This is a genomic window from Thioclava sp. IC9, assembly GCF_002213225.1.
GTDB lineage: Bacteria > Pseudomonadota > Alphaproteobacteria > Rhodobacterales > Rhodobacteraceae > Thioclava > Thioclava nitratireducens.
Window position 1 is genome coordinate 327811 of the sequence record NZ_NBNX01000001.1, and the last position, 24075, is coordinate 351885.

The 24075-nt window shown below is 64.9% G+C and carries 29 protein-coding genes; 7 read left to right on the plus strand and 22 right to left on the minus strand.

Translation table 11 applies throughout. The features are described from left to right. The first annotated feature begins 5 nt into the window (after positions 1-5). Positions 6-809: a VOC family protein gene (locus B6V76_RS01450; protein WP_088726481.1), complete on the plus strand. Its 804-nt coding sequence runs from the start codon at positions 6-8 to the stop codon at positions 807-809. A gap of 63 nt (positions 810-872) precedes the next feature. Here the strand turns inward: B6V76_RS01450 and B6V76_RS01455 are convergent, their stop codons facing one another. The 3 genes from B6V76_RS01455 to B6V76_RS01465 all read right to left on the minus strand — a co-directional run bounded on the left by B6V76_RS01455 (position 873) and on the right by B6V76_RS01465 (position 2736). Then, complete coding sequence (locus tag B6V76_RS01455; protein ID WP_088726482.1) at positions 873-1937, minus strand: 5-(carboxyamino)imidazole ribonucleotide synthase; 1065 nt, start codon at positions 1935-1937, stop codon at positions 873-875. Then, on the minus strand, positions 1930-2415 hold the full coding sequence (gene purE, locus B6V76_RS01460; RefSeq protein WP_088726483.1) for a 5-(carboxyamino)imidazole ribonucleotide mutase: 486 nt from the start codon (positions 2413-2415) through the stop codon (positions 1930-1932). Before purE ends, B6V76_RS01455 begins: the two co-directional genes overlap by 8 nt. 102 nt (positions 2416-2517) lie before the next feature. After that, positions 2518-2736: a DUF465 domain-containing protein gene (locus B6V76_RS01465; protein ID WP_075774942.1), complete on the minus strand. Its 219-nt coding sequence runs from the start codon at positions 2734-2736 to the stop codon at positions 2518-2520. A gap of 232 nt (positions 2737-2968) precedes the next feature. Between B6V76_RS01465 and B6V76_RS01470 the strand changes: the two genes are divergently transcribed. After that, positions 2969-3379: an Hsp20 family protein gene (locus B6V76_RS01470; RefSeq protein ID WP_088724368.1), complete on the plus strand. Its 411-nt coding sequence runs from the start codon at positions 2969-2971 to the stop codon at positions 3377-3379. Positions 3380-3402: 23 nt separating this feature from the next. Then, positions 3403-3630 carry a DUF1150 family protein gene (locus B6V76_RS01475; protein WP_075774940.1) on the plus strand — a complete coding sequence of 76 codons (228 nt, stop codon included), beginning with the start codon at positions 3403-3405 and terminating at the stop codon, positions 3628-3630. A 33-nt stretch (positions 3631-3663) separates the two neighbouring features. On the opposite strand, the gene B6V76_RS01480 is transcribed toward B6V76_RS01475, so the two are convergent. From B6V76_RS01480 to B6V76_RS01510, 7 genes are all read right to left on the minus strand, one after another. Then, the gene (locus B6V76_RS01480; protein ID WP_088726484.1) at positions 3664-4101 is read right to left on the minus strand and encodes a paraquat-inducible protein A; all 438 of its coding nucleotides are present in this window, start codon (positions 4099-4101) and stop codon (positions 3664-3666) included. Between the two features lie 36 nt (positions 4102-4137). Beyond that, positions 4138-4911 (minus strand): DNA repair protein, encoded by a 774-nt coding sequence (locus tag B6V76_RS01485; protein WP_233243040.1) that lies wholly within the window; start codon positions 4909-4911, stop codon positions 4138-4140. 125 nt (positions 4912-5036) lie between these two features. Then, positions 5037-5783: an ATP-binding cassette domain-containing protein gene (locus B6V76_RS01490; protein ID WP_088726485.1), complete on the minus strand. Its 747-nt coding sequence runs from the start codon at positions 5781-5783 to the stop codon at positions 5037-5039. After that, entirely contained in the window at positions 5780-6571 is a 792-nt protein-coding gene (locus B6V76_RS01495; RefSeq protein WP_075774936.1) for an ABC transporter permease, read from the minus strand. The genes B6V76_RS01490 and B6V76_RS01495 overlap by 4 nt, the downstream gene beginning before the upstream one ends. Then, entirely contained in the window at positions 6568-7617 is a 1050-nt protein-coding gene (gene alr, locus B6V76_RS01500; protein ID WP_088726486.1) for an alanine racemase, read from the minus strand. Before alr ends, B6V76_RS01495 begins: the two co-directional genes overlap by 4 nt. Before the next feature lie 69 nt (positions 7618-7686). Next, positions 7687-8415: a hypothetical protein gene (locus tag B6V76_RS01505; protein WP_141104865.1), complete on the minus strand. Its 729-nt coding sequence runs from the start codon at positions 8413-8415 to the stop codon at positions 7687-7689. A gap of 20 nt (positions 8416-8435) precedes the next feature. Continuing rightward, positions 8436-9191, minus strand: coding sequence for an RNA methyltransferase (locus tag B6V76_RS01510; protein ID WP_088718535.1), 756 nt, complete (start codon positions 9189-9191; stop codon positions 8436-8438). Positions 9192-9291: 100 nt separating this feature from the next. Between B6V76_RS01510 and B6V76_RS01515 the strand changes: the two genes are divergently transcribed. Together B6V76_RS01515 and B6V76_RS01520 are read left to right on the plus strand one after the other, a co-directional pair. After that, positions 9292-9909 (plus strand): thiamine phosphate synthase, encoded by a 618-nt coding sequence (locus B6V76_RS01515; protein WP_088726488.1) that lies wholly within the window; start codon positions 9292-9294, stop codon positions 9907-9909. Then, the gene (locus tag B6V76_RS01520; RefSeq protein ID WP_240496887.1) at positions 9909-10583 is read left to right on the plus strand and encodes an AAA family ATPase; all 675 of its coding nucleotides are present in this window, start codon (positions 9909-9911) and stop codon (positions 10581-10583) included. The genes B6V76_RS01515 and B6V76_RS01520 overlap by 1 nt, the downstream gene beginning before the upstream one ends. A 10-nt stretch (positions 10584-10593) precedes the next feature. Here B6V76_RS01520 and B6V76_RS01525 read toward each other — a convergent pair whose 3' ends face one another. The 12 genes from B6V76_RS01525 to B6V76_RS01570 form a co-directional block, all read right to left on the minus strand. Next, a complete protein-coding gene (locus B6V76_RS01525; protein ID WP_088726489.1) occupies positions 10594-11967 on the minus strand; it encodes a cytochrome P450 in 1374 nt (457 codons plus the stop codon). Then, entirely contained in the window at positions 11964-13226 is a 1263-nt protein-coding gene (locus B6V76_RS01530; RefSeq protein ID WP_088726490.1) for a hypothetical protein, read from the minus strand. The genes B6V76_RS01525 and B6V76_RS01530 overlap by 4 nt, the downstream gene beginning before the upstream one ends. 56 nt (positions 13227-13282) lie before the next feature. Continuing rightward, the gene (locus B6V76_RS01535) at positions 13283-13975 is read right to left on the minus strand and encodes a M48 family metallopeptidase (RefSeq protein ID WP_088726883.1); all 693 of its coding nucleotides are present in this window, start codon (positions 13973-13975) and stop codon (positions 13283-13285) included. A gap of 34 nt (positions 13976-14009) precedes the next feature. Further along, positions 14010-14642 carry a DedA family protein gene (locus B6V76_RS01540; protein WP_166504516.1) on the minus strand — a complete coding sequence of 211 codons (633 nt, stop codon included), beginning with the start codon at positions 14640-14642 and terminating at the stop codon, positions 14010-14012. Further along, the gene (locus B6V76_RS19805; RefSeq protein WP_166504517.1) at positions 14639-15013 is read right to left on the minus strand and encodes a hypothetical protein; all 375 of its coding nucleotides are present in this window, start codon (positions 15011-15013) and stop codon (positions 14639-14641) included. The genes B6V76_RS01540 and B6V76_RS19805 overlap by 4 nt, the downstream gene beginning before the upstream one ends. Then, positions 15010-16191 (minus strand): VWA domain-containing protein, encoded by a 1182-nt coding sequence (locus tag B6V76_RS01545; RefSeq protein ID WP_075774927.1) that lies wholly within the window; start codon positions 16189-16191, stop codon positions 15010-15012. The genes B6V76_RS19805 and B6V76_RS01545 overlap by 4 nt, the downstream gene beginning before the upstream one ends. A gap of 13 nt (positions 16192-16204) precedes the next feature. Beyond that, positions 16205-16372, minus strand: coding sequence for a hypothetical protein (locus B6V76_RS19810; RefSeq protein ID WP_165756950.1), 168 nt, complete (start codon positions 16370-16372; stop codon positions 16205-16207). A gap of 52 nt (positions 16373-16424) precedes the next feature. Continuing rightward, complete coding sequence (locus B6V76_RS01550) at positions 16425-17915, minus strand: DUF2927 domain-containing protein (RefSeq protein WP_088726492.1); 1491 nt, start codon at positions 17913-17915, stop codon at positions 16425-16427. A 370-nt stretch (positions 17916-18285) separates the two neighbouring features. Continuing rightward, positions 18286-19272, minus strand: a complete 987-nt coding sequence (locus tag B6V76_RS01555; RefSeq protein WP_075774926.1) for a methyltetrahydrofolate cobalamin methyltransferase — start codon at positions 19270-19272, stop codon at positions 18286-18288. Continuing rightward, positions 19269-20162 carry a 5,10-methylenetetrahydrofolate reductase gene (locus B6V76_RS01560; protein ID WP_075774925.1) on the minus strand — a complete coding sequence of 298 codons (894 nt, stop codon included), beginning with the start codon at positions 20160-20162 and terminating at the stop codon, positions 19269-19271. Before B6V76_RS01560 ends, B6V76_RS01555 begins: the two co-directional genes overlap by 4 nt. A gap of 14 nt (positions 20163-20176) precedes the next feature. Further along, entirely contained in the window at positions 20177-20488 is a 312-nt protein-coding gene (locus tag B6V76_RS01565) for a virulence factor (RefSeq protein ID WP_075774924.1), read from the minus strand. Positions 20489-20722: 234 nt separating this feature from the next. Continuing rightward, positions 20723-21637: a LysR family transcriptional regulator gene (locus B6V76_RS01570; RefSeq protein ID WP_075774923.1), complete on the minus strand. Its 915-nt coding sequence runs from the start codon at positions 21635-21637 to the stop codon at positions 20723-20725. A 373-nt stretch (positions 21638-22010) separates the two neighbouring features. Between B6V76_RS01570 and B6V76_RS01575 the strand changes: the two genes are divergently transcribed. Then, positions 22011-23228, plus strand: coding sequence for an ABC transporter substrate-binding protein (locus B6V76_RS01575; RefSeq protein ID WP_075774922.1), 1218 nt, complete (start codon positions 22011-22013; stop codon positions 23226-23228). A 72-nt stretch (positions 23229-23300) separates the two neighbouring features. Further along, entirely contained in the window at positions 23301-24074 is a 774-nt protein-coding gene (locus B6V76_RS01580) for an ABC transporter ATP-binding protein (RefSeq protein WP_075774921.1), read from the plus strand. The last annotated feature ends 1 nt before the right edge of the window (position 24075 follow it).

The following is a 24075-nucleotide window of genomic DNA, read 5'->3' on the forward strand; positions in this document are numbered from 1 at the left end:
AGACGATGGCGACCAGTGATGCAAATGTCGAAATCGGCCATGTGACCCTCGTGGTCCGTGACCTCCCGGCGGTGGGCGCGTTCTACGAGAGCGTGCTCGGACTGGAGCGGATCGGGGGCGACACTGCCGAGGCGCGTTACGGCGTCGATGGCAAGGTGCTCGTGATCCTGAAAGCCGACCCGGAGGCGCGCAAATCGAGCCGGGCAGAGGCGGGACTGTTTCACACCGCCTTTCTGCTGCCCGACCGCGCCGATCTGGGCGCGTGGCTGAACCACGCCGCCGAGAAAGGCATCCGGCTCGACGGGGCGTCCGATCACCTCGTGAGCGAGGCGGTCTATCTGCACGACCCCGAAGGCAACGGGATCGAGATCTACCGTGACCGTGCCCGCGAAGACTGGCCGCGCAAGGACGGGATGATCGCGATGGTGACCGACCCGCTCGATCTGGCTGACGTGATGGCGCAGGCCCGCGGCCCGTGGCGCGGCGCGCCGAAGGGTTCGGTGATCGGGCACGTTCACCTGCAGGTCGGTGCGCTCGATCCGGCGGAGCCGTTCTATGCCGAGACGCTCGGTGCGGATGTGATGGCCCGCTATCCGGGAGCGAATTTCCACGGCTGGGGCGGCTATCATCACCACCTCGCGACCAATATCTGGAACAGCCGCGGCGCCAAGGAACGTCACCAGCCCGTGACCGGTCTGGCCGAGGTGGGGCTGAAGGCCGATGCCGAGCCGCTTGCCGCCTTCCGCGAGGCCTATGGCGACAGCGTGGCAGACCCGTGGGGCACGCGCTTCACATGGTCTGCGAAGTGATCGTGCGACATAAGTGATCGTGCGATATAAGAGAAAGGCGCCCGCGATGGGCGCCTTTTTCACTTACAGGATGTGGTTCACATGGCCCATCTTGCGGCCCGGCTTCACCTCGGCCTTGCCATAGAGATGGATCTGATACCGCGCGAGCTTCGCCAGCCGCGGCACGCGGTCCATGTCGTCGCCGATCAGGTTCTCCATCTCGACGTCGCAATGGCGCCCGCCATCGCCCAGCGGCCAGCCGGTCACGGCCCGGATATGTTGCTCGAACTGGTCGACCGCGCAGCCCGCCTGCGTCCAGTGGCCGGAATTATGCACGCGCGGGGCGATCTCGTTCACGATCAGCGCGTCGCGGGTGACGAACAGCTCGACCCCCATCACGCCGACATAATCGAGCTTGTTGAGGATCTTCGCCGCCAGCAGTACCGCATCGGTGCGCTGGCTGTCAGTGATCGCGGCGGGCACCAGCGTGGTGCGCAGGATGCCGCCCTCATGCTTGTTCTGGCCCGGATCGTAGCAGGAGATCGCGCCATCCTCGGCGCGCGCGCCGATCACGGAGATTTCCTTGAAGAACTCCACGAAGCCTTCGAGGATCGCAGGCGCGCCCTTCATGTCCTCCAGCGCGGCGGCAGCCTCTTCGGGCGCGTTGATCACCACCTGTCCCTTGCCGTCATAGCCGAAACGTCGGGTCTTCAGGATCGCGGGGCAGCCGATCTCGGCGATCGCTTCCGTGAGGTCCTCGATATCGTCCACGGCGGCGAAAGGTGCTGTGGCGAGGCCCAGGTCGTTGAGGAAGGCTTTCTCCACCAGACGGTCCTGGCTGACGGCGAGCGCCTTGCGGTTGGGGCGGATCGGTTTGAGGCTTTCCAGCAGATCGAGCGCCGAAGTCGGGACATTCTCGAACTCGTAGGTGATGACGTCCACGGCTTGGGCGAAAGCGCGTAGCGCGGCCTCGTCCTCATAGGGCGCAGTCGTCACCGCATGGGCCACGTCACCTGCGGGCGGGCTCGCGCCCGGCTCGAAGATGTGGGTCTTGTAGCCCAGACGCGAGGCCGCGACCGAGAGCATCCGTCCCAGCTGACCGCCGCCCAGGATGCCGATCACCGATCCATAGGGCAGGGGCTCACTCATCTTCCGGCTCCTCCTTGATCGAGGCCGAGAGCTTCTCGCGCCAGCCATCGAGCCGCTTCGCCAGATCCTTGTCCGACACCGCAAGGATGGCAGCGGCCATCAGGCCCGCATTGGCGGCGCCCGCCGCGCCGATCGCCATCGTCGCGACGGGGAAGCCCTTGGGCATCTGCACGATGGAATAGAGGCTGTCGACGCCCGAGAGCGCCCGGGTCTGCACCGGCACGCCGATCACCGGCACGCGGGTTTTCGAGGCCATCATGCCGGGCAGGTGCGCGGCACCGCCCGCGCCTGCGATGATGACGTGCAGACCACGCTCCACGGCGGTCTTGCCGTAGGACCAGAGCCTGTCGGGGGTGCGATGGGCCGAGACGATCTTCGCCTCGTATTCCACACCGAGTTCGTCGAGGATTTCCGCCGCCTCTTTCATCGTGGTCCAGTCGGACTGACTGCCCATGATGATTCCCACTTTCACGCTCATGACGCCCCCTTTTCAGATGGAGCGCGCACTATAGGAATCTGTGCCGTCGCGGCAAGCCCCGGCAGGGCTGCAGCGCCGATCGGATCGGGATCAATTCGGGGATCAGGCGATGATGTCGGGCGTGAGCTGGTCTTCGATCCGCGCGATCTCGTCTTTCAGGGCCAGCTTCTGCTTTTTCAGTCGCACGAGGCGCAGCTGATCGGAATGCACCGCCTGCGTGAGGGCGGAGATCGCCTCGTCCAGATCGCGGTGTTCACGCCGCAGCACTTCCAGCTTCACCCGCAGCACTTCTTCATGATCCATCTCGAGATGGGCGTTCATATCCGTATCATCCGGTTCTGGTTGCGCGATTTACCCTCCGCCCGACTCGGCTGGGCCCGTCAGGGGGGAGGGTCAATATAACAGGTTTCGAACGACTTAGGAGAAAATTTGCCCTTAGCGTAAATGGACGGCGGGGTCTTGCAGGGGGCTTCCACGCCGCCCATATTTGACTAGTGGGCTGCCGAAGATCGGGGCCCGAACTTGCAACGTCGCTTGATCAAGGGCTTGCCGAATGACGAAACTGAGTTTTGGCGCACATCCCTACCTGCTGGGCTTCGACCAGCTGGAACGGCTGGTGGAACGCACCGCCAAGGGATCGGATGCCTATCCGCCGTATAACATAGAACAACGCGGCGAGGATGCGTTCCGCATCACGCTCGCAGTGGCAGGCTTCCGAGAGGAAGACCTCGCGATCACCCTCGAAGACCGGGCCCTCGTGATCCGCGGCCGTCAAAGCGAGGAGGAGGGCGACCGCCTGTTCCTTCATCGCGGGATCGCCGCACGGGCCTTTCAGCGCAGCTTCGTGCTCGCCGAAGGGGTCGAGGTCGCAGCCGCCACGATCGAGAACGGTCTACTGCATGTCGATCTGAACAGGGCGCCGCCCGAAACGATCGTGCAGACCATCCCGATCGAGCGGAAATAATCAGGCAGGAAAGGAAAAGCGCAATGAATACGGAATACGATTTCGGCGATAAGGCCGAACATCCCATCGTCTATGTCCGCGAAGTGGCGGTCGTCGATCTGCCCGAGGAAATCCGGGCCGAACTGGACGATGTCGATCACCTCTATGCCGTCCATGACAGCGATGGCGAACGGCTCGCGCTGGTGAAGGACCGCAAGCTGGCCTTCTCGCTGGCCCGGCAGAACGATCTGGACCCGGTCTCGGTCCATTGATCGGTTGAACGGACGCGAAAGGCGCCCGGGGGATCACCCTCGCGGCGCCTTTTTCATTTCCAGGTGCGAGATCGCGAAAGAGGCCGCGACGCATCCGGTAAACAGGTACAGCCCCCAAGCCGTCTCGAGCCGCCCGACGCCCACGCCTTTCGCCACCACGATATAGATCGCGATCAGGAAGATGTCGGCCATCGCCAGTTTGCCCAAGACGTTCAGCGTCGGCAGCAGGCGCGGCGAGGCCAGATCGAACTGGATCAGCGCGACGCCGATCACCTTCAGATAGGGGGCAAACAGGGCCAGAAAACTGACGAGCAGGGCGAGAAACACATCCGTCCGCCACAGCGTCTGCAGCCCGCTGAGCACCGAGATTTCCTCCAGCCCGAAGAAGGGCAAGAGCCCCGCGCGCAGAAGCGGCGCGGCCCATGCGAGGGGAAAGAGCAGCAAGAGCGCCAGATTGGCGAGTTTCAGCATCGACCGGCGCTCTTCCCGAGGGACGCTTCGGCCCCGTTACGACTTGGATTCTTTCTTCGCGATCGGCACCACGTTGGGCTGCGGGCCGTCTTCGATTTCGTAGCCCAGCAGCGGCAGGATGTCACGCAGGTCGCGCTCCAGCAGGCGAAACTCGGCGTTCACCTCGCGCTCCTCGGTCTCGACATCGGTCAGCCATTCGCGCAGCTGCGTGCAGGTTCCACGGGCGACCGCGATCTGATCGCTCAGCGTCTCCGCCTCCTGTTGGCGCTGTTCGAGGAAGGCGCGGGCGCGTTTGACCTTTTCCTCGGAATAGACCTTCGCGAGGTCGCGCGATTGCAGGCTCATCTGTGCGGCCAGTTCCAGCAGTTCCGGCTCGAGGCCTCCCAGGTCGGGATGCTGGCGCAGATAGCTGATGCGTTCGCGCATGGCGTCGAACTCGCCCGACAGCGCAAAAACGCCTGCGCGGTCCGCATCATGCGCGCTGCGATAGGCGCGGGTCACGTCATCCATGTCGACGTGGAACCGCCGATGACTGCCTTCGAGCTTCGACACGCGCGAGCAGGAGGGTAGATAGAGCAACAGGATCAGCGCCAGAAGCGCTGCGCCAACCTGTAGCCAGGCGCCGAAATCAGGCAGGACAGTGTCGCCGAATTGCGCCTCGAGACTGAGCCACGGCATCAGGCCGAGCGACGCCGCAGCGACCGCGCCGATCGCGGCGAGTGCGGTGATTGCGACGGTGACGGTAAGTGCTTGGCCAATCGCCGCGTTGATACGGTCTAGATTGGCGCTCCCAACGTGTTCGGTTTGCATTGTCTGAACCCCCCGGTCCCCTTGTTGAAGATGTTGGCCGGAACCGGTCCGAGTTTAAGTCTCGTTGGCGGATCAAGCACTTGGGGAGAATGCGCGGAAATTCGCTTGGTTCCGCAGCCTGTATGTTAACGAAGCGTTTCGATCGGTCCGTCCGCACGTCCGTGGATGAACTGCTGGACGTAAGGGTCTGAAGTCGCGTCCATTTCCGAGATCGGGCCTTCCCATCGAATTTTGCCCGCGTGGAGCATTGCAACGCGGTCGGCAATCGCGCGGACAGAGGTCATGTCATGGGTGATCGTCATCGCGGTCGCGCCCATCTCGGTGACGATCTCGCGGATCAGCTCGTTGATGACACCCGCCATGATCGGGTCGAGCCCGGTGGTGGGTTCGTCGAAGAAGATGATCTCGGGCTCTGCGGCGATCGCGCGGGCAAGGCCGACGCGTTTCTGCATCCCGCCCGACAGTTCCGCCGGATATAGGTCGGCGACATCCGGCGATAGGCCCACCCGGCGCAGCTTCTCCACCGCGATCTCGCGCGCTTCCGCCTTGGGGCGCTTCAGCGCGCCGCGCAGCAGGCGGAAAGCGACGTTCTCCCAGACGGAAAAGCTGTCGAACAGCGCGCCGCCTTGAAACAGCATCCCGAAGCGGGCGAGGAAGGCGTCGCGCTCCCCGGTGCGGACATCGACCCCGTCGAGTGTGATCGTCCCGCTATCGGGTTTGACCAGCCCGAGGATACACTTCAGCAGTACCGATTTGCCGGTGCCCGAGCCACCGATGATGACCGTCGATTGCCCCGTCGGCACCACCAGATCGACGCCGCGCAGGACGTGTTTCGATCCGAAGCTCTTGGTTATGGCCTCAAGCGTGATCATGCCGAGAAGAACGCCTCCGTCAGCACGTAATTCGCGGCGAGGATCGCGACCGAGGCGGCGACCACCGCCGATTTCGTCGCCCGGCCCACGCCCTGCGCGCCGCGGCCCGAATTCATTCCGTGATAGCAGCCCATCGTCGCCACGATGAAGCCGAAGGCCGCGCCTTTCACGAGGCCCGATCCCACGTCCCAGAACTCGAGGAAATCCCACGTATTCTTGAGGTAGGTGGCGGAGTTGAAGCCGAGACGGTTCACGCCGACCACCCAGCCGCCCATGATCCCGATCACGTCGCCCACGCCGACCAGCATCGGCACGCAAAGCGTCGCGGCCAGCACGCGCGGCACGGTGAGATATTTCATCGGGTTGGTCGAGAGCGTGGTGAGCGCGTCGATCTGCTCGGTCACTTTCATCGTGCCGATTTCGGCCGCGATGGATGAGGCCACACGCGCCGCCACCATCAAGCCGCCCAGGACGGGGCCAAGTTCACGCACCATTCCGATCGCGGTGATCGAGGGCACGACCTGCTCTGCCGAGAAGCGCGCGCCGCCCGCGTAGATCTGCAGCGCCAGCGCCGCGCCGGTGAACAGGGCGGTCATCCCCACGACCGGCAGCGACAGCCAGCCGATATTGAGACAAGCGAGCCAGAATTCGCGCAGGTAGAAGGGCGGGCGGAGCAGGTGGCTCAGCGTCTCGCCCACGAAGCGCGACAGCCGCCCCGTCTCCGCCAGAAGCGCGAGCGTGGCCCGCCCGAGCGTGGCCAGCGGTCGGCTGAGCGCCGTTGCAGTCATGCGGCGGGCTCCGCGTAGCGGCGGGCATAGCGGGGGCCGAGCGAGGTCAGGATCTCGTAGCCGATCGTGCCCGCGAGATCCGCCAGCGTGTCGACACCCTGATGCGGCCCGAGCAGATCTAGCGTGTCGGGCACCGTATCGAGATCGGTCACATCCACCGTCAGCAGGTCCATCGAGACGCGGCCCCGCAGCGGGCAGGGCGTGTCGCCCGCGTAAAGGTTCGTGATGTTCGACAGCACGCGGTGAATTCCGTCGGCATAGCCCGCCGAGAGCGTCGCGATCTTCGTCTCGCGCTCGGCGGTCCAGGTGTTGCCGTAGCCCACGGTTTCGCCAGGCTCGACGATCCGGGTCTGGATCACCGGCAGCGAGAGGGTCACGACGTGGCGCGCCTCTTCGAAGGGGCGCCCGCCGTAAAGGCCGATGCCGGGGCGTGTCACGTCGAAATGATAGTCCGGGCCCAAGAGGATGCCGCCCGTCGCCGAAAGCGAGCGTTTCAACCCCATACCGTCGGTCATGCGTTTGAACTCGGCCAGCTGCTTGGCGTTCATCTCGTGGTCGGGTTCGTCGGAACAGGCGAGATGGCTCATCACCAATTCGATCCCGCGCTCCATCAGCTGCGGGGCGATGGCCTGCCAGTCGGTAGCCTCCATCCCGAGCCGGTTCATCCCGGTGTCGAGCTGTACGCCCACGGGGCTTTCGGGGATCGCCTGCAGATGCCGCTGCGCCTGTTCGCCAGAGTTCAGCATCGGGATCAGCCGCGCGTCGCGCAGGAAACCCGCATCGCCCGCCATATGACCGCCAAGAACGAAGATCCGCGCGTCTTCGCCCAGATGTGGACGCAGCTTCGCGCCTTCCTCGGCCAGCGCGACGAAGAAGTCCCGCGCACCCGCCCGGTAAAGCGCCGGGGCGATACGCTCTGCGCCCAAGCCGTAGCTGTCGGCTTTCACGACCGCCGCCGTGCGCGTCGCCTCACCCGATTGCGCGTCGAGCGCGCGCCAATTGCTGACCACTGCGTCGAGGTCGATATGAAGATGTGCCTGTGCCATGGCCCCTTTTTCTGCGCACACGCCTTCAGGTCAAGCGCAATCCGCGCACGCCTCGCGCATGGCTGCGTTTCAGGGAAAGCTGCGCCCGTCGTCCAGCCGCGCAAGGATGGCCTCCGGCCCGCCCTGATGCGTCTCCCAGATCAGCACGGCGCAGGCGGCTTCGGCATAAAGTCGGTTGTCGCGCCCGGCCTGCGGTGCCCAGTCGAAAGGCGAGCTGGGCAGGTCGGCGCGCGGCAGCGCCTGACAGCGCCCGATGCCCGAGCCTGGCCCGAGATAGCGCGGATCGTTCGAGACCAGCACCGCTAACCCCTCGTCGAACCACGCAGGCATGCGTCCGCGTACCTGACCCAGCACCCCCAGCCGGGCATGGGTCTCTGTATGGGTCAGCTCATGCGCGAGGATCGTCTCGGTCAGCCCGCGCGGGGCCACGCGCACCACCGCCCAGGCCCCGAACGAATAGGTCACTGCCGCCGCACCCCGCCCACCAAGGCGGCGGTCGCAGGCGTCGCTCGTGCAGGCGAGAATGCGGGTATGGGCCTCGCGCGTCGGATAGAACCGTCCCACCGTGTCGCGCGCCGCATCGACCGTCTCGACCAGATCGCGGCGCTCTGCGCGGCTCATCTCATGCTCGACGAAAATGCCCGGCGCGGCCCGGTCCAGCCCGAAGCAGCGCGGGCATAGCCCCGCCGCCAGTACCGGATAGAACCACAACAGCGCGATCAGGCCCAGAAGCCCGCCCGCCAGAAGCGCCAATAGAGAGACCCGGATCACTCGCCACATGCCGCCAAGATGGCGCAAGCCACGGTTTTCACCAAGCGTCAGTCGCGCCCGCGGAGGATTTGTCGCAGCGCGCCGTGCAGTGTCTGCACCTCCGAGCGCGTCATCGCGAAGCGCGTCCACATGTTGCGCAGGTTGCGCTTCATCATCGGGGCCTTCGCGGGCGGGTGGAAGAAGCCCGCCTCTTCGAGCCGCTGCTCGAAGTGATCGCCCAGCTTCTCGACCTCGACCGCGCTTGCAGGATCATGGCCCGCAAGCCCCGGATCGATCGGGACGGACTCCAGCGTGTGGCGCGAATACTCATAGGCCGACAGCAGCACCGCTTGCGCGAGGTTGAGCGAAAAGAACTCCGGGTTCACCGGCACGGTGATGATCGCATTGGCGCGCAAGATGTCGTCATTCTCCAGCCCCGTGCGTTCGGGCCCGAAAAGCACGCCGACCTTCTGGCCCGCGACGATGCGTTTGCGCGCCTCGTCCATCGCCGCCTCGGGCGTGTAGATGGGTTTGGGCAACTCACGGCCCCGCGCGGTGGTGGCAAAGACGTAATCGCAATCGGCGACCGCGTCCGCCACGCTGTCATAGACGCCCGCGAAGTCGAGCACCTGCCCCGCCGCCCCCGAGGCCATCGCCACCGCTTTCGGGTTGGGCCAGCCGTCGCGCGGCTCCACCAGCCGCATCTTGCGCAGCGAGAAGTTCAGCATCGCGCGCGCCGCCGCCCCGATATTCTCGCCCATCTGCGGACGCACGAGGATGAAGGCGGGCTGGGCGGGATCGGGAATTTCAGGCGTATGGGGCATGGGCGGTCCTTTCGCGCCTCTCCTAGTCGCGCAAGCTGGCACTGGCAAGGCCGCGCCGCTTGCGTTAATAGGCGCCCAAGACCCGCAAAGGAGCCTGCCCATGGCCGAAGACCGCCCGCAGATTTACCTGATCACGCCGCCCGCTTTCGACGCCGAGGAATTCGCGCCGAAACTGGCCTCGGTGCTCGATGCGCATGAGATCGCCTGCATCCGCCTGTCGCTCGCCAGCCGCGACGAATACGAGATCGGTCGGATCGCCGACGCGATGCGCGAAGTGGCCCATGCCCGCGACGTGGCGCTGGTCATCGAATCCCATGTCGCCCTCGTTGAACGCCACGGGCTCGACGGGGTGCATTTCATCGATGGCGCGAAGCAGATTCGCTATGGCCGCAAGGAGCTGGGTGACGACGCGATCGTCGGCAGTTTCTGCGGCAATTCCCGCCATGAGGGGATGAACGCGGGCGAGGCGGGGGCCGACTATGTCTGCTTCGGCCCGATCGGCGAGACCAATCTGGGGACGGCCGAACCCGCCGAGCACGAGCTGTTCGCCTGGTGGTCGGAAGTGATCGAAGTCCCGGTGGTGGCCGAAGGCGCGCTGACCGAGGAATTGGTCACGAAATTCGCCCCCGTCACCGACTGGTTCGCTTTCGGCGACGAGGTCTGGCGCGAAGACGACCCGGCCGCAGCTTTGGAACGGTTCATCAAGGCGATGTCGTGATGCCGGATTGGCTCGGCGATAGCGACGGCCCGATGGGCGATTACGGGGCCTTCATGGAGAGCGAGCTGCAGGTGCCGCGCGCCGATCTGGCCGCGCATATCCGCCAGCTTCCGGGCGAGCGGCTGCTGATCGGGCTGGTCGGCGGTCCCGGTGCGGGCAAGTCGCATCTCGCGCATGAACTCGCCGAGGCGCTCGGAGAGCAATCGGCGATTGTCGCGATGGACGGGTTTCACCGCGACAATGACTGGCTCGACGCACGCGGCCTGCGTAACGTGAAGGGCGCACCGGAAACATTTGATACGGAGGGGTTTTCACAACTTCTTGCACGGCTGAAATCGAGCCGTCAGGACGAGGCGGTGCCGACCTTCGACCGTGATCTGGACGCCACCGTTCCGGGCGGTGCAAACGTGCCGGGCTCGGCGAAATACCTGATCGTCGAGGGCAATTACCTGCTGCTGACGCGACCCGGTTGGAGCGATCTCTATCCGCTTTTCGATCTTACGATCCGCATTGATCTGCCTGAAGAGGTGCTGCGCGAGCGGCTGACTCAACGCTGGCGCGATCAGGGCTGCGATCTGGCCGAGACGCGCCGCCGCGTCGAGGAAAACGACTTGCCCAATGGCCGCACCATCACGCGCGAGAGCCGCGCCGCCGATCTCGTCGTGCGGGACTGAGTTTCGCGTCTCAACGCATGGAAATCCTGAGATAAATCCCGTCCTTGCCGCGCACCGTCAGATGCGCGACAGGGACAGGCTCGCGGCCCTCGACAGCCTCGAACCGAAACACCCGCAGCAGCATCGCGAGCAGAAGCGGCCCCTCCGCCATCGCGAATCCTGCACCGGGGCAGACCCGCGCGCCCGAGGAGAACGGGATATAGGCGCGGCGCTGGCAGGACTTGCCGTTCTCGGTCTCCCAGCGGCTCGGGTCGAACCCGTCGGGATTGTCCCATAGCCGTTCGTGGCGATGCAGGTGCCACGGTGAGATGACCACCTGACTGCCCGGTTTGACGTCGCGCTTGCGGAAGGTTTCCGGGCAGGTCGCCTCGCGCACGAACATCGGCACCGGCGGGTAAAGCCGCATCGTCTCACGGAAGGTTGCGCGGTTTAGCTTCAGCTTGGAAAGCACGGAAAAGTTGTGACTTTCCGCCAGTGCAGTCGTTGCCTCTTCGGCCACTCGATCCTGCCATTCCGGATGCGTCGCCAGCAGATAGAGCGCCCATGCCAGCGCCGAAGCCGAAGTCTCGTGGCCCGCAAGAAAGAAGATCGCGACCTGATCGACCATCTCGGCGGTGTCGAAGGTCTCGCCGGTTTCGGGATCGGCGGTGGTCATGATCTTGGTCGCCAGATCGTCGGGCGCGGTGCCGGTGGCGATCCTGGCGGCGCGCTCTGTCGTCAGCCGCTTGATCAGCGCGCGGATATGGGCGGCCGTGCGCTTCGTCTCGCGCGCATGAAAGCGCGGAAACCAGCGCGGCAGCGGCAGCAGCGCGCCAAGATTGACCACCGGAGAGGCGCGCTGATGGCGCTTGAAGGCTGCGAAGACGGCGCTGGCGGTCTCATCCTCGATCGGGATCGAGAATAGGGTGCGAAAGATGATATCGGCCGCGACGTGGGAGGTTTCCGTTTCAATATCAATCGGTTCGGCGTCGGTCTTCATCTTCAGCCGTTCGACGCAAGCCTCGCCCGCTGCCCACATCGCCGGGAATGTCTCGCGCAGTTTGCCGCCCTCGAACGCCGGGTCGATGATCCGGCGCTGGCGCTGCCATTGTTCGCCATTGGTGATGAAGACGCTCTCGCGGAGAAGCGGTTTCAGCCCCTCGCGCACTCGGTCGGATTTCGGGAAATCCATCGGGCGTTTGTTGAGCACCAGATCGACCAGATCGGGGTCGTTGCACATGTAGGAGCGGAAGAACGGCGTGCGGAACTCCGCCATCCACGCGCGATAGAGGCGCGCGGGCTGGGCGGAGAGGATGTCGGATTTGAACAGCCGGAAATAGCGCCAGAGCGAGACGCGATCCGGGCGCGGGGTCGGTTTCGGGGGTAGGCGGGAGGGCCGGCTCATGTGACGCTCGAGAACCGGTTCGCGGGCGTCGTGATCCGGCTTTTCGATGGCGGGCGACCGTGGAAGCGTTCGGCCAGGGTCAGCGGTCCGGCGGTCAGGCGGAAATAGTCGTAATCCCTTGGCCGGTCGAAGGCGCAGAGGTATTGGAAATGCAGCCGGAAGAAGCGCCAGCGGAGCTCTTTCCAACGTGCAGGGCTGAGAGTCTGGGTGAAGGCGGCGGAGATCACCAGCGGTTGGATCTGGCCCTCCGGGGCCACGCCCGAGACCGCAACCGGATCGCAGAGCGCGAAGGCGCAGCCATCGCCCGGCGCGGTGACGTCGAGCCAGAACAGCTCGGGCCGCGTGGCGAGGAACTGCAGATCTGCGCGCAGGCGGGTGGCGCGGGGGAGGTAGCTGACCATCGGGATGACCTGACCGAGCGAGAGGAAGGCGAGCGCCGGGGGCGCTGCCCCCGGACCCCCGGGATATTTCGACAAGCCCGAACTGGGGAGGCGGTTCTCGCGGATCAGGTCGGCGAGGATCGAGACGGCGAGATGGGCGCCCGAGGAATGGCCGACGATCAGGACTTCATCCCAATCCTCTCGCATGGCGTCTTCGATGCGGGTGGCGAACTCGGCCATGCGCGCTTCCAGCTCTGGCGGGTTCGCGCCGCCCCAGCGTGCGGTGAAGGCGTAGTCATGCATCAGGTAATAGGCGAAGAGCTTGCCGTCTTTGCCTCGGAACCAGCGCAGGGTGAGGGTAAGGATCGCGGCGCCGAGAATGAGGCCTGCGAGCCAGTCGAGCGGGAAGCCGGGAAGGCGCGTCAATGCGAGTGCTGCCGTAGCCCAGCCAAGGCCGAACCCGATCAGCGCCTGCACGATCAGTGCCACGATCGGGTAGAGCGCGGCGATCACCGGGCCTTTGCGCAGCCTCATCAGCCGGAACAGCGCGCCGGAGGCGATATAGGCCCATGCGGTGCGGATCAGTTGCGCGTAGGTCGCGGGGATCGATTTGCCCATCGATGAGCGCACGATATCGGACCAGACGAGCACTTCGACATCGGCCTCGACCTCTGCGCCGTCCTGGGTGGAGGTGACGTGCCAGCCATAGGGGCCGCCTGCGCGCTTGGGCGCCAGCGCGATCTCGTAGCCCGAGATGCGGGCCTGGTCTGCGCCTTCCTTGCGGTAGAGCTCGCGGTAGCGGCGGGGGTGAATCGGGTCGTAGCCCGGAATGTAGAACACCCGGCGCCTGTGCACCCGCCCTTTAGACCCGCTTGTCATTCGCTGCCCTTCCTCGCGGGCAGATTAGCGGCCCTGCGCGGCGAAAGTAAGGAAAATCAGCGCTCTGCGCGTGACCAGCGCAACTGGTTCGCCTCGATCGCGGCGATGCGCTTTTCAGTCTTGGGGTGGGTGAGCAACCAGGCGGGCGTGGTCTGGCCCGCGTTCTTGGTCAGCGCATCGAGCTTGTGGAAAAGCGAGACCTGCGGCTCGGTGCCGAAGCCCGCCTTGATCATCAGTGCGGAGGCGAATTCATCGGCCTCGAACTCGTCTCGCTGGCTGAGGCGGGCGGCGAGTGCGGCGGTGATCAGATTGGCGATCCACGGACCGATGAACGGGATGAAGCGGCCAAGCACTGTCATCAGCACGGCGCGCAGGGCGTTCTGACCCGAGAAGTCGATCATGCGGCGGCGCGAATGGCCCAAGGCGACATGGCCCAACTCATGCGCGATCACCGAGGTCAGCTCCTCCGCCGAGACCTCGCGGTTGCGATATTTGCGCATGAAGCCTTCGGTGATGAAGACGCGGCCATCGGGGGCGGCGAGGCCGTTGACCGGTTCGATCTGGTAGACATGGACGGGGATTTCCGAGACTTCGAGCGCGGCGGCGAGCCGGTCGAGATAGGGCTCCAGCTTGCTGTCGCGCAACCGGCGCGAATTCCCGTTCAGCTGGCGTTTGAGTTGCCAGGTCGAGAAATGCCACATGGCGAAGCCGTAGAGGACCAGCAGCAGGATCGGGAGAAGGCGGAACAACATGGGATGGATATGGCGGCTCGCGGGCCCGTGATCAAGCGTCGTGATCAGGCGTCGGATGGGGGGCTTTGGGCGCGCGCTTGGCCGCGTGCCAGAGCCACCAGCCGAAGGCGAAGGCGGCCGCACCCGCGCCCAACAGCCCCAGCGCGTTGCCCGCAAGTTCGGCGGCCGCGTCCAGATTGGCCCCGAAAGTGATGCCGAGGCCCACATAGGCGGTGACCCAGACCGCTTCGCCCGCCAGATCGGCCAGCGTGAAACGCCGATGCGCGAAGCCCGAGGCGCCGGCTGCGAGGTTCACCCAAGGGCCGAGCGCGGAGAACATCCAGCGGGTGAAGAACACCGTGACCGCGCCGCGCCTGCGCAGGGCCGCCATCGCCTTGTCCACCAGCGCGCCGCGTCTGGTGCCGGGCTGCGGCAGGAACCGCTCGGCCCGGCGGCCGAGCTGAAAGCCCAGCTGATCGCCGAGGATCGCGCCGGTGAAGGCTGCGCCCGCCACCGTCGCGAGGTCCAGATCGCCCGAGGCCACGAAGGCTCCGCTCGCGATCATTATCAGCGAGGAGGGGACCGGGATCGCGAGGCAGCTCAGGAAGGTCGTCAGACCTAACAGCCAAGGCCCGTAGAGCGGCACCTGCGCGAGCAGCCAGTCTGAAAGGTCGGAGAAACTCATTGCGGCGGTCGCGCTTCTTTGTCGGCGATCGTCTTCGGCAGGCCGAGAGAGAGTTTGCGCATCAGGTCCTGCAGCGGCTCGCCCTTGGCCTTCGCGATACGTTCCAGCGTCGGGCGTCCGTCGCCGACCAGCGCGTGGCCGTCCTCGATGCCGAGGATCGCGTCGACTTCCTCGATCTTCAGATGCCAGCTTCGCGCTATATAGCCCGGCGTCATCCATTCCTCTGGGCTTTGATGCAGATGGGCGGGGTCCGACCAGTAGATCGCGCGCGAGACGAACCTTGCGCCGAAGAACAGCGACAGCGCGACCGCGAGGATAAAGCCCAGCGAGGCGATCTTGTGATGCCCCCAGAGGTAGCGCAGCCGGTTCATCCGAGTTCTTTCATCGCCGCGGTGATCCCTTCGAGGGTCAGCGGATGCATTCGGTTCTCGAAAATCTCGCGGATGATCTCGATCGACGGCGTATAACCCCAGCCGCGTTCCGGGATCGGGTTGAGCCATGTGTGATCGGGCCATTGCTCGCGCGCGCGGGTCAGCCAGACGTGGCCCGCTTCGTCGTTCCAATGCTCGTTTGCGCCGCCGCGATGGGTGATCTCATAGGGCGACATCGAGGCGTCGCCCACGAAGATGCATTTGTAATCGGGCCCGTAGCGATGGAGCACGTCCCAGGTCGGCGTCGCCTCGTTCCAGCGGCGCTTGTTCGATTTCCAGACGCCCTCATAGAGGCAATTGTGGAAATACCAGTGCTCGAGATGCTTGAACTCGGATTTGGCGGCGGAGAACAGTTCCTCTACCAGCTGCACATGGGCGTCCATCGAGCCGCCCACATCGAGAAACAGCACGACCTTCACCGCGTTATGCCGCTCGGGCCGGGTTTTCACGTCGATATAGCCGGCTTCGGCCGAGGCGCGGATCGTGCCGGGCAGGTCCAATTCCTCATTCGCGCCGTGCCGCGCCCATTGGCGCAGGCGCTTGAGCGCCACCTTGATGTTGCGGGTGCCCAGCTCCACCGTGTCGTCGAAATCGCGAAACTCGCGCTTGTCCCAGACTTTCACGGCGCGCTGGTGACGGCTTTCCTTCTGGCCGATGCGGACGCCTTCCGGATTGTAGCCATAAGCACCGAAGGGCGAGGTGCCCCCCGTACCGATCCATTTGCTGCCGCCCTGATGGCGGCCTTTCTGCTCCTCGAGCCGCTTTTTCAGCGTTTCCATCAGGTTGTCGAACCCGCCGAGCGCCTCGATCTGCGCTTTTTCTTCGTCTGTTAGGTGTTTCTCAAGCTGCTTGCGCAGCCATTCCTCGGGTAGATCGACGGCGTTGAGCACATCGTCCGGCGTGATCGTCTCCAGCCCCGAGAAGGCCTCGGAGAACGCGCGGTCGAACCGGTCGAGGAAGCGTTCGTCCTTCACCATCGCGGCGCGGGCGAAATAGTAGAACCCGTCGATGTCGTAGGTGCAAAGCCCCGCGGCCAGCCCTTCGAGAAAGCTCAGATATTCGCGCAGAGAGACGGGGACACCGCCGCGCCGCAGAGCATCGAAGAATGGCAGGAACATCTCCGCCCTCCGATTATGCCCAGATGCGGTTGATGATCACGGTGACGAAGAGGCCCACCAGCGCCAGCCCGATCGCGTGAACGGCGGCATATTGCGCCCGGTCGAGCTTGTTGCCGCCGCGTTTGCGGGCCTTCCAGTCGCCCCAGATCAGCCCGATCACCACCCCTGCCAGAACATACATGCTGCGCCCCCTTGCGGTCTTGGTCCGGGCGCGCCCGGACCGCCTTTTGCGGTCAGTTCACGCGAGCGCCCGCATTGGCGAGGGCCGCCACCTCGTTCGCGCGGCGTGTAACCGCCGCGTCCGAGCCAAATCCATAGCGCGCCCATTGCTGCATGTCGAGACGAGCCTGATGTTCCTGCGTAGCGTCACCAAGCTGGCCATAGGCTTCGGCGCGGATCATGTAGAGCGTGGCCATCAGCGAGGCGTTCTCGGTCGAGACATCGGAGGCCAGCGCGCGGTTCACCAGCGTCACCGCCTCCTGCGCGCGGCCCGTGCCAAGTGCGTAGGCCGCAAGCTGCATATCGATATGGGCGGCCTGAATTTCCGCGCCCGGCGTTGCGCGGTAGATCCGGCCAGCCTTCTTGTAGGCCGCGACGGCTATCTCGGGATCGGTCTTCATCGTCAGCCGCCCGACCGCGAACCACGCAAACGCCGCGCGGCTGTCATGCCAGCCCCGGCTGGTGGCGATCTTCGTGGCGCGTTCGGCGGCGGCACGACGGCGCTTGTCGCTCGCGCCTTGACCGAGCGCTGTGGTGATCGCCTTCACATAGGTGCGCGGTGTCGGATCGGCGGGCAGGGTGCGCATCTGGCCGCCCGACGGGTGGATCTTCGACAGGATCGCGGGCAGGGCCGCGCGCACTTCGTCGGGGCTCATGCCGGTATGCAGCGCCGGGTCGTAATAGGCCCGCAGGATCGTCATGTCGAACTTGGTCAGCACGGTGTGGAAATTGTCGTCGTTCCAGACCGTATCGGGCAGGCGGTAGAGATCGTTCACCGGCCCGAGCGCCTGGCTGACCTCCTCATGCAGGCAATCGCGGATCTCCTGCGGGGTCGAGGCGGCGGGGATGAACACGGTGGCGGAATGGCGCTGCGTCAGCTTGGCCCAATCGCTGGCCTCATCGCCATGCGAGTTGCGGTAATCCGTCCAGCTTTCGACATTGGGCACCACGAAACAGGCGACATTCGGAACCTCGCGCCGCATCTGCCGTTGGGGAACGAATTGCACAGAGATCGTGTTGGCATTGCCCGGTTCGGTCGACACGTTCAGCCCCGCCTCGGTCTGCAGCCGGTGGACCAGATGACCCAGTTCGGTCTGCGCGACGGGCGGGGCGTTGCCGGCGAGCGTGATCGAGACGGGACCTTCGAACCGGGTGAAGCGCGGCAGCGCGCGCCCGGATTCGAGGAAAAAGCTGAGCTCCATGAAGTCGGCGCCCAGATGGCTGTTATCGGGCAGCCGCTCAGACGAGGGAGCGGTCTCGAGCCCTGGCGCCAGATCGGGCGCGGAGAGGTCGAGAAGTTGGGCCGTGCCGCGGGTCGTCGTCACCTCGGGGCTGTTGGTCGAGCAGGCGGCGAGACCGCCCGCGACGATCAGCGCAGCGAGCGTGCCCGCCCGCGCCGCAGCGCGTCCGGGGGACGAGGCTTTCAACAAGCCGGTGCGCGATGCCGTCTCAAGGTGCGCAGGCGCCAGAGAGGCCGCGCTGAGCAGTTTGAATGCTAAGCGCATGGCAGCGTGTTCCCAGTTCGATGCCGCAAGGTACACATACGGGTTTAAGCCCTGCCAGTAAATCTTTGCCTTACAACCGGAATTTTCGAGCCCCGGGGCGCGAAGCGGCGATATCCCGCCGGTCCGCAGCGCGGCTGAGGCTGCAATATGCTGAATGAGACGGCTTCTGTGCGTGGGAGCTCTGATTGATTACGACTCCGCGAATCGCGCCGTGATAACCGCCATTGTCGTGGAACTGCGGACGATTTGTGCCGGTTTGCGCAACAATAGTCCCTGGAAAGGCCTCAAATCCGGAGTGGAAGAAACGCGATGCGCAAAATGCGAAACGCCCGGAGCAAGCCCGGGCGTTCGACTGTCTTGGTGGGGCGGATCAGGCGCGGCGACGGCGCCCGCCACGACGCCCACCGGCGGAGGAGGTGGCCGCGGCTGCCGAGGCTTCGGCGAAGCTGATGCCGCCCTCTTTCATCGCGTCGAGCGTCTTCGACAGGCGGATCCACTCCATCCCGTTCGGGTCGTGGTTCATCAGCAGGTTGGCGGCGCGGATCGCCTCCATCTCCTGATTGCGCACCGGGTTCATGATCGCCGAGGTCATGCCGGCGCCGATCGCCATCGGCAGATAGGCCCCGTTGATCCCGTGGCGGTTCGGAAGGCCGAAGGAGATGTTCGATGCGCCGCAGGTGGTGTTCACGCCCAGCTCGTCGCGCAGGCGGTTGACCAGCGTGAAGACCTGACGGCCCGCGGAGGCCATCGCGCCTACCGGCATCACCAGCGGATCGACGACGATGTCATGCGCGGGGATGCCGAAATCGGCGGCGCGCTCGACGATCTTCTTGGCCACGGCGAAACGCACGTCGGGATCTTCGGAAATCCCGGTGTCGTCGTTCGAGATCGCGACGACCGGCACGTTGTATTTCTTCACAAGCGGCAGAACCAGTTCCAGACGCTCTTCCTCGCCCGTCACCGAGTTCAGCAGCGGACGGCCTTCGGCGGCTTCCAGACCCGCCTCGAGCGCGGCGGGAACCGAGCTGTCGATGCACAGCGGCACGTCGATCACGCCCTGCACGCAGTTGATCAGATCGCGCATCAGCGAGGGTTCGACGAAGTTGTTATCCGCATAGCGCGGGTCTTCGGCCATCTTGTTCGAGAACACCGCGCCCGAATTGATGTCCAGAACCGTGGCGCCGCAGGCGACCTGCTCGAGCGCGTCTTTCTCGACCGTCGAGAAATCGCCTTGCTCCAGCTCGGCGGCCAGCTTCTTGCGGCCGGTGGGGTTGATCCGCTCACCGATGACGCAGAAGGGCTCGTCAAAGCCGATCACGACGGTTTTGGTTTTGGACTCAAGGACGGTGCGGGTCATTCATGGCCTCTCTGTTCGGCGATCCAATTGGCTGTCGCGGTGATACCGCCCAGCGGGAAGAAATGCACGGCTTCGATATTCGACGGGCGATCGGCGGCCAGATCGGTCAGCAATTCGGTCGGCTCGAAGGGCAGCAGCAGCTTCGTCACGTCGCGGGCGCGCTTTTGCAGCACTTTCAGCGAGGGGCCGACGCCGCAGGCGATGGCGAACTTCAGCAGCGTCTGCAGTTTCGCGGGGCCCGCGATGCCCAGATGGACCGGCATTTCGATGCCGTTGGCCTCCAGACGCTTGGCCCAGTCGCGGATCGGACCGGCCTCGAAGGCGAATTGCGTGGCGATCGCCATATCCGCATCGGTGCGGTTCGCGAAATCCTGCTTGAGCTTCAGCGCGGCCATCACCTCTGCCTCGCCGCCATTGGGATCGATGTCGCGGTTGCCCTCGGGGTGGCCGGCGACATGAAGACGGGCGAAGCCGTCGAAGGCGCCGGTTTCGATCATCTGCATGGCGCAGTGGAAGTCGCCCTTCGGCTCGGCCACGCCGCCGCCCAGCAGCAGCGCCTGCTCGACACCTGCTTCGCCACGGTAGCGTGAGACCCAGTCATTGAGCTGCGCTTCGTCGCGGATGATGCGCGCCGGGAAGTGCGGCATCGGCTCGAAACCCTCTTCGCGCAGCCGCTTGGCCGTGGCGAGCATTTCCTCGAAGGGCGTGCCGTCGATATGGGCGATATAGACGCGGGAGCCCTTCGCGAACAAAGGCGCGAAGCTTTCCACCTTCGCGGCGGTGCGCGGCATGACCTCGACCGAGGCGCCGTCCAGCAGGGCCACCATATTGGCGTTCACCGGCGGGCGGACCGGTTTCGCAGCCTCGCGGCGGAAATTCACAAGAGCCATGCGCCTATTCTCCCTTACGCGTCGGGCTGGGGGTTCCAGCCGTCATTGGCAATCAACGCGCGCAACCGCGCGTCGTCGTAGTCAGAGAGGATACGCGCCAGCACGGCCTCGGCCGCCTCGGCATCGTCGCCGGGCTCCTCGCCCTCGGGCACCTTGCGCCACTCGGCCAGATAGGCGTCGCTGTCGCGAGCGCCGATCTTCATGGCCGCGCGGTCGATCGCCTGCTCGAACCGTTCGGGCAGTGGTTTCTTGACGCCACGGCGTCCCTTGCCCGCGATGATCTGGGCCGGGATGTCGCGCCAATAGACCAAGGTGATCTGTGCCATGCGAATCTCTCTCCTCGTGGGGCCAGAATTGCCCGAAAGCGACGCCGGGCGCGGTGGATTTTCGACATTCCGTCGCGGGTGAGCGACGTGCCGGTGACTGTGGGGCAGGTGATAGCAGGCGGGCAGGGGCCTGGGCCAGCGCTGCGCATCGGAATAATCCGCGCCAAGATCATGAGCGCGGCTCAATCGACCGCGCTCCATCGCCGACCCAATCGGCCCGCCGCGTCGCCCCGTTCAATCCGACAGGGCGGTGATCCGGGGCAGGAACTCGGCGCGGCTCTTGGAAACCTCTTCGGCGATGAAGCGCATCGCGGCGCGGACGCGGGCGATCTCGTGCAGGTCTTCATGAGTGACCAGCCAGAAGGTGCGGCGAATCTCGATCTCGTCGGGCAGGATCGGCACCAGCTTCGTCGAGTGGCGGGCGAGGAAATCGGGCAGCACCGCGATCCCGCGTCCGGCCTCGGCCACCTGCTTGTGCGCGAAGAGATTGGTCGAGGACAGGCGCGGCGTGTGATCGCCCAGCATGACCGACAGGTAATCCAGCTCCGGCGTGTAGATCAGTTCCGGGATATAGCCGACCAGCGGGTGCTTCAGCAGGTCCTCCTTGCGGTTGATCGCCGAATTGCGGGCGAGGTAGTCGGGGGAGGCGTAGAAATGCAGCGTGTATTCGGTGAGCTTGCGCGACACGAGCCGGCCCTTTTCGGGGCGTGACAGGGTGATCGCGATATCCGCCTCGCGCTTCGAGAGCGAGAACAGGCGCGGCGTGGCGACCAGCTGCGCCTCCAGCTCGGGATTGGCCTTGATGAAATCCGCCAGCCGCGGCGCGAGAAAGAACGCCCCGAACGCATCGGGCGCGCCGATCCGCACCGTGCCGGACAGCGCATAGAGCGTGCCCGACAATTCGTCCTGCACGCGTGCCGCGACATTCTCGATCTGCTCGGCCTTCGCCAGAAGCCGCTCGCCATGTTCCGACAGCGCATAGCCGCGCGGGCTGCGCTCGAACAATTGCGCGCCAAGCTGGGTCTCCAGAGATTTGACCCGGCGTGATACCGTTGCATGATCGGTGCCCATCGCGCGGGCCGCGACGGTCAGGCGCCCGGCCCGGGCCACAGAGAGAAAGAATCGCAGATCGTCCCAATCGAAGCTCATTGCCGGTCCTTTTTGCAGTCGTGTGTCGTAAAAACGGGCTATATGGGTATTCTTGCACATGCGTTTGGCGATACGTGGCATGGCCGCGCGTATTTTCCCACCTAGCCTTTTGCACATGGCCGGTTTCTGCCTATGATGGGAGCGCTGACAATGAATTTATCGGCTTGAAGGGAACTGCGGTGGCGCAAGCACTTGAATGTCCCCTCGTTTCCAAGCTGAATTCGCGAGCGGTCGCGTCGAGGAGCAGGGACGGCCGTGTGAGGAGAAAAACAGGATCGTAATCCGGCAGGGACCAGAGAAGCGTCCCGTCGGCGTGTTCTCATGGCGCGATGCGCAAGAGAGCCAAATCTATCAACCAATGGGAGGAATGTTGATGAAATCAGCTATTTACGCAGGTGTAAGTGCCGCGGCGCTTAGCATTGCCGCAGGCGGCGCGATGGCGCAGGACGCGATTTCGAACGGCTCGGTGAAAATCGGTGTGCTCGGCGATATGTCCGGCGTCTACTCGACCGGTTTCTCGGGTAAGGGCGCGGTCGACGCGGTGAAAATGGCCGTACGCGACTTCGGCGGCGAAGTTCTCGGCAAGCCGATCGAAGTGATCTCGGCTGACCACCAGAACAAGGCGGATGTCGGTTCGGCCACCGCACGCGAGTGGATCGACCAAGAGCATGTCGACATGATCGCCGACCTGACCAACTCGGCCGTGGCGCTTGCCGTGCAGCAACTCGCTTCCGAGAAGAAGACCATCACCTTCGCAACCGGCGCTGCCACCGCGGCGCTGACCGGCGAGAACTGCTCGAAATATGGTATCCACTACGGCTACGACACCCACGCGCTGCCGGTCGGCACCGCGACGGCGGTCGTGAAGAACGGCGGCGACAGCTGGTACTTCATCACCGCTGACTACGCCTTCGGCCATGCCCTGCAGGACAACACGTCGGAAGTCGTGAAGAACCTCGGCGGTTCGGTTGTGGGCAGCTCGGACGTGCCGCTGGCATCGACCGACTTCTCCTCGTACCTGCTGCAGGCGCAAAGCTCGGGCGCGAAAGTGATCGGTCTGGCCAATGCCGGTCAGGACACCGTGAACTCGATCAAGCAGGCGCATGAATTCGGCATCGTCGCCGGTGGCCAGCAGCTCGCTGGTATGCTGGTGCTGATCTCGGACGTGAAGTCGCTCGGCACCGACGTCGCCAAGGGCCTCCAGTTCACCACCGGTTGGTACTGGAACATGGACGACGAGAGCCGCAAGTGGAAGGAAGAGTACGAGAAGTTCTCGGGCGGCGAAGCGCCGACCTTCGTGCACGCTGCGGACTACTCGCTGACCATGGCCTATCTCGAGGCGATCAAGGCGGCTGGCACCGACGATTCCGACAAGGTGCGTGAGCAGCTCGGCAAGATGAAGATCGACGACTTCTTCGCCAAGGGCGGCACCATCCGTCCCGACGGCCTGCTGGAGCACGACATGTATCTGCTGAAGGTCAAGGAAGGCGGCGAAGATCCGTGGGATGTGGCCGACGTGGCGCGCACCATTCCGGGCAAAGAGGCCTATGCCTCGCTCGAAGCGGGCGGCTGCAAGCTGGTCAACAAGTGATCTGAACAAATCCTTGGCGCAGGGCGGCATCGCGACCGCCCTGCGCCTTCGTATCAGTCCGAAAGCGAGACCATGAGCGACGATATCATTCTCGAGGCCAAGAACCTGACCAAGAGTTTCGGCGGCTTCGTGGCCGTCAATGACGTGAACCTGCGCATCAAGCGCGGCGCCATTCACGCGATCATCGGCCCGAACGGCGCGGGCAAGACCACGATGTTCAACCTGCTGACGAAATTCATCACGCCCACGTCGGGCAAGATCCTCTTCAACGACCGCGATATCACCAATCGCAAACCCGCCGAGATCGCCAATATGGGCATCGTTCGGTCGTTCCAGATTTCCGCGGTCTTTCCGCACCTGACGGCGCTGGAAAACGTGCGCCTCGCGCTGCAACGCTCGCTGGGCGTGAGCTATCAGTTTTGGCGCTCCAAATCGGTGCTGCACGACCTCGACGCGAAAGCCGTCGCTGCACTCGATCAGGTGGGGCTGAAGGACTTCGCCCATCTCAAAGCGGTGGAGCTGCCCTACGGCCGCAAACGCGCGCTCGAGATCGCGACGACGCTGGGGCTGGAGCCCGAGCTGATGCTGCTCGACGAGCCGACCCAGGGCATGGGCACCGAGGACGTGGGCGCCGTGACCGAGCTGATCGGTCGTGTCCGCGAGGGGCGTACCATCGTGATGGTGGAGCATAACCTCGGCGTCGTGGCGGAACTGGCCGACACGATCACCGTGCTGGCGCGCGGCGAAGTGCTGGCCGAAGGGCCCTATTCCGAAGTGTCGAAGAACCCGCAAGTCATGGAGGCCTACATGGGCGTCTCCGCCGACGAGCAGGAGGAGGTCGCATGAG

Excerpts from the sequence above, each read along its gene's own strand:
- B6V76_RS01530 (WP_088726490.1), bottom strand. The coding sequence starts at position 13,226 with ATGACAAGCGGGTCTAAAGGGCGGGTGCACAGGCGCCGGGTGTTCTAC.
- B6V76_RS01560 (WP_075774925.1), bottom strand. The coding sequence starts at position 20,162 with ATGGCTCTTGTGAATTTCCGCCGCGAGGCTGCGAAACCGGTCCGCCCG.
- B6V76_RS01525 (WP_088726489.1), bottom strand. The coding sequence starts at position 11,967 with ATGAGCCGGCCCTCCCGCCTACCCCCGAAACCGACCCCGCGCCCGGAT.
- B6V76_RS19805 (WP_166504517.1), bottom strand. The coding sequence starts at position 15,013 with ATGAACCGGCTGCGCTACCTCTGGGGGCATCACAAGATCGCCTCGCTG.
- B6V76_RS01475 (WP_075774940.1), top strand. The coding sequence starts at position 3,403 with ATGAATACGGAATACGATTTCGGCGATAAGGCCGAACATCCCATCGTC.
- B6V76_RS01495 (WP_075774936.1), bottom strand. The coding sequence starts at position 6,571 with ATGACTGCAACGGCGCTCAGCCGACCGCTGGCCACGCTCGGGCGGGCC.
- B6V76_RS01570 (WP_075774923.1), bottom strand. The coding sequence starts at position 21,637 with ATGAGCTTCGATTGGGACGATCTGCGATTCTTTCTCTCTGTGGCCCGG.
- B6V76_RS01465 (WP_075774942.1), bottom strand. The coding sequence starts at position 2,736 with ATGAACGCCCATCTCGAGATGGATCATGAAGAAGTGCTGCGGGTGAAG.
- B6V76_RS01550 (WP_088726492.1), bottom strand. The coding sequence starts at position 17,915 with ATGCGCTTAGCATTCAAACTGCTCAGCGCGGCCTCTCTGGCGCCTGCG.
- B6V76_RS01480 (WP_088726484.1), bottom strand. The coding sequence starts at position 4,101 with ATGCTGAAACTCGCCAATCTGGCGCTCTTGCTGCTCTTTCCCCTCGCA.
- B6V76_RS01580 (WP_075774921.1), top strand. The coding sequence starts at position 23,301 with ATGAGCGACGATATCATTCTCGAGGCCAAGAACCTGACCAAGAGTTTC.
- B6V76_RS01540 (WP_166504516.1), bottom strand. The coding sequence starts at position 14,642 with ATGAGTTTCTCCGACCTTTCAGACTGGCTGCTCGCGCAGGTGCCGCTC.
- purE (WP_088726483.1), bottom strand. The coding sequence starts at position 2,415 with ATGAGCGTGAAAGTGGGAATCATCATGGGCAGTCAGTCCGACTGGACC.
- alr (WP_088726486.1), bottom strand. The coding sequence starts at position 7,617 with ATGGCACAGGCACATCTTCATATCGACCTCGACGCAGTGGTCAGCAAT.
- B6V76_RS01455 (WP_088726482.1), bottom strand. The coding sequence starts at position 1,937 with ATGAGTGAGCCCCTGCCCTATGGATCGGTGATCGGCATCCTGGGCGGC.
- B6V76_RS01485 (WP_233243040.1), bottom strand. The coding sequence starts at position 4,911 with ATGCAAACCGAACACGTTGGGAGCGCCAATCTAGACCGTATCAACGCG.
- B6V76_RS01450 (WP_088726481.1), top strand. The coding sequence starts at position 6 with ATGGCGACCAGTGATGCAAATGTCGAAATCGGCCATGTGACCCTCGTG.
- B6V76_RS01470 (WP_088724368.1), top strand. The coding sequence starts at position 2,969 with ATGACGAAACTGAGTTTTGGCGCACATCCCTACCTGCTGGGCTTCGAC.
- B6V76_RS01545 (WP_075774927.1), bottom strand. The coding sequence starts at position 16,191 with ATGTTCCTGCCATTCTTCGATGCTCTGCGGCGCGGCGGTGTCCCCGTC.
- B6V76_RS01555 (WP_075774926.1), bottom strand. The coding sequence starts at position 19,272 with ATGACCCGCACCGTCCTTGAGTCCAAAACCAAAACCGTCGTGATCGGC.
- B6V76_RS01575 (WP_075774922.1), top strand. The coding sequence starts at position 22,011 with ATGAAATCAGCTATTTACGCAGGTGTAAGTGCCGCGGCGCTTAGCATT.
- B6V76_RS01510 (WP_088718535.1), bottom strand. The coding sequence starts at position 9,191 with ATGCCCCATACGCCTGAAATTCCCGATCCCGCCCAGCCCGCCTTCATC.
- B6V76_RS01565 (WP_075774924.1), bottom strand. The coding sequence starts at position 20,488 with ATGGCACAGATCACCTTGGTCTATTGGCGCGACATCCCGGCCCAGATC.
- B6V76_RS19810 (WP_165756950.1), bottom strand. The coding sequence starts at position 16,372 with ATGTATGTTCTGGCAGGGGTGGTGATCGGGCTGATCTGGGGCGACTGG.
- B6V76_RS01515 (WP_088726488.1), top strand. The coding sequence starts at position 9,292 with ATGGCCGAAGACCGCCCGCAGATTTACCTGATCACGCCGCCCGCTTTC.
- B6V76_RS01520 (WP_240496887.1), top strand. The coding sequence starts at position 9,909 with ATGCCGGATTGGCTCGGCGATAGCGACGGCCCGATGGGCGATTACGGG.
- B6V76_RS01490 (WP_088726485.1), bottom strand. The coding sequence starts at position 5,783 with ATGATCACGCTTGAGGCCATAACCAAGAGCTTCGGATCGAAACACGTC.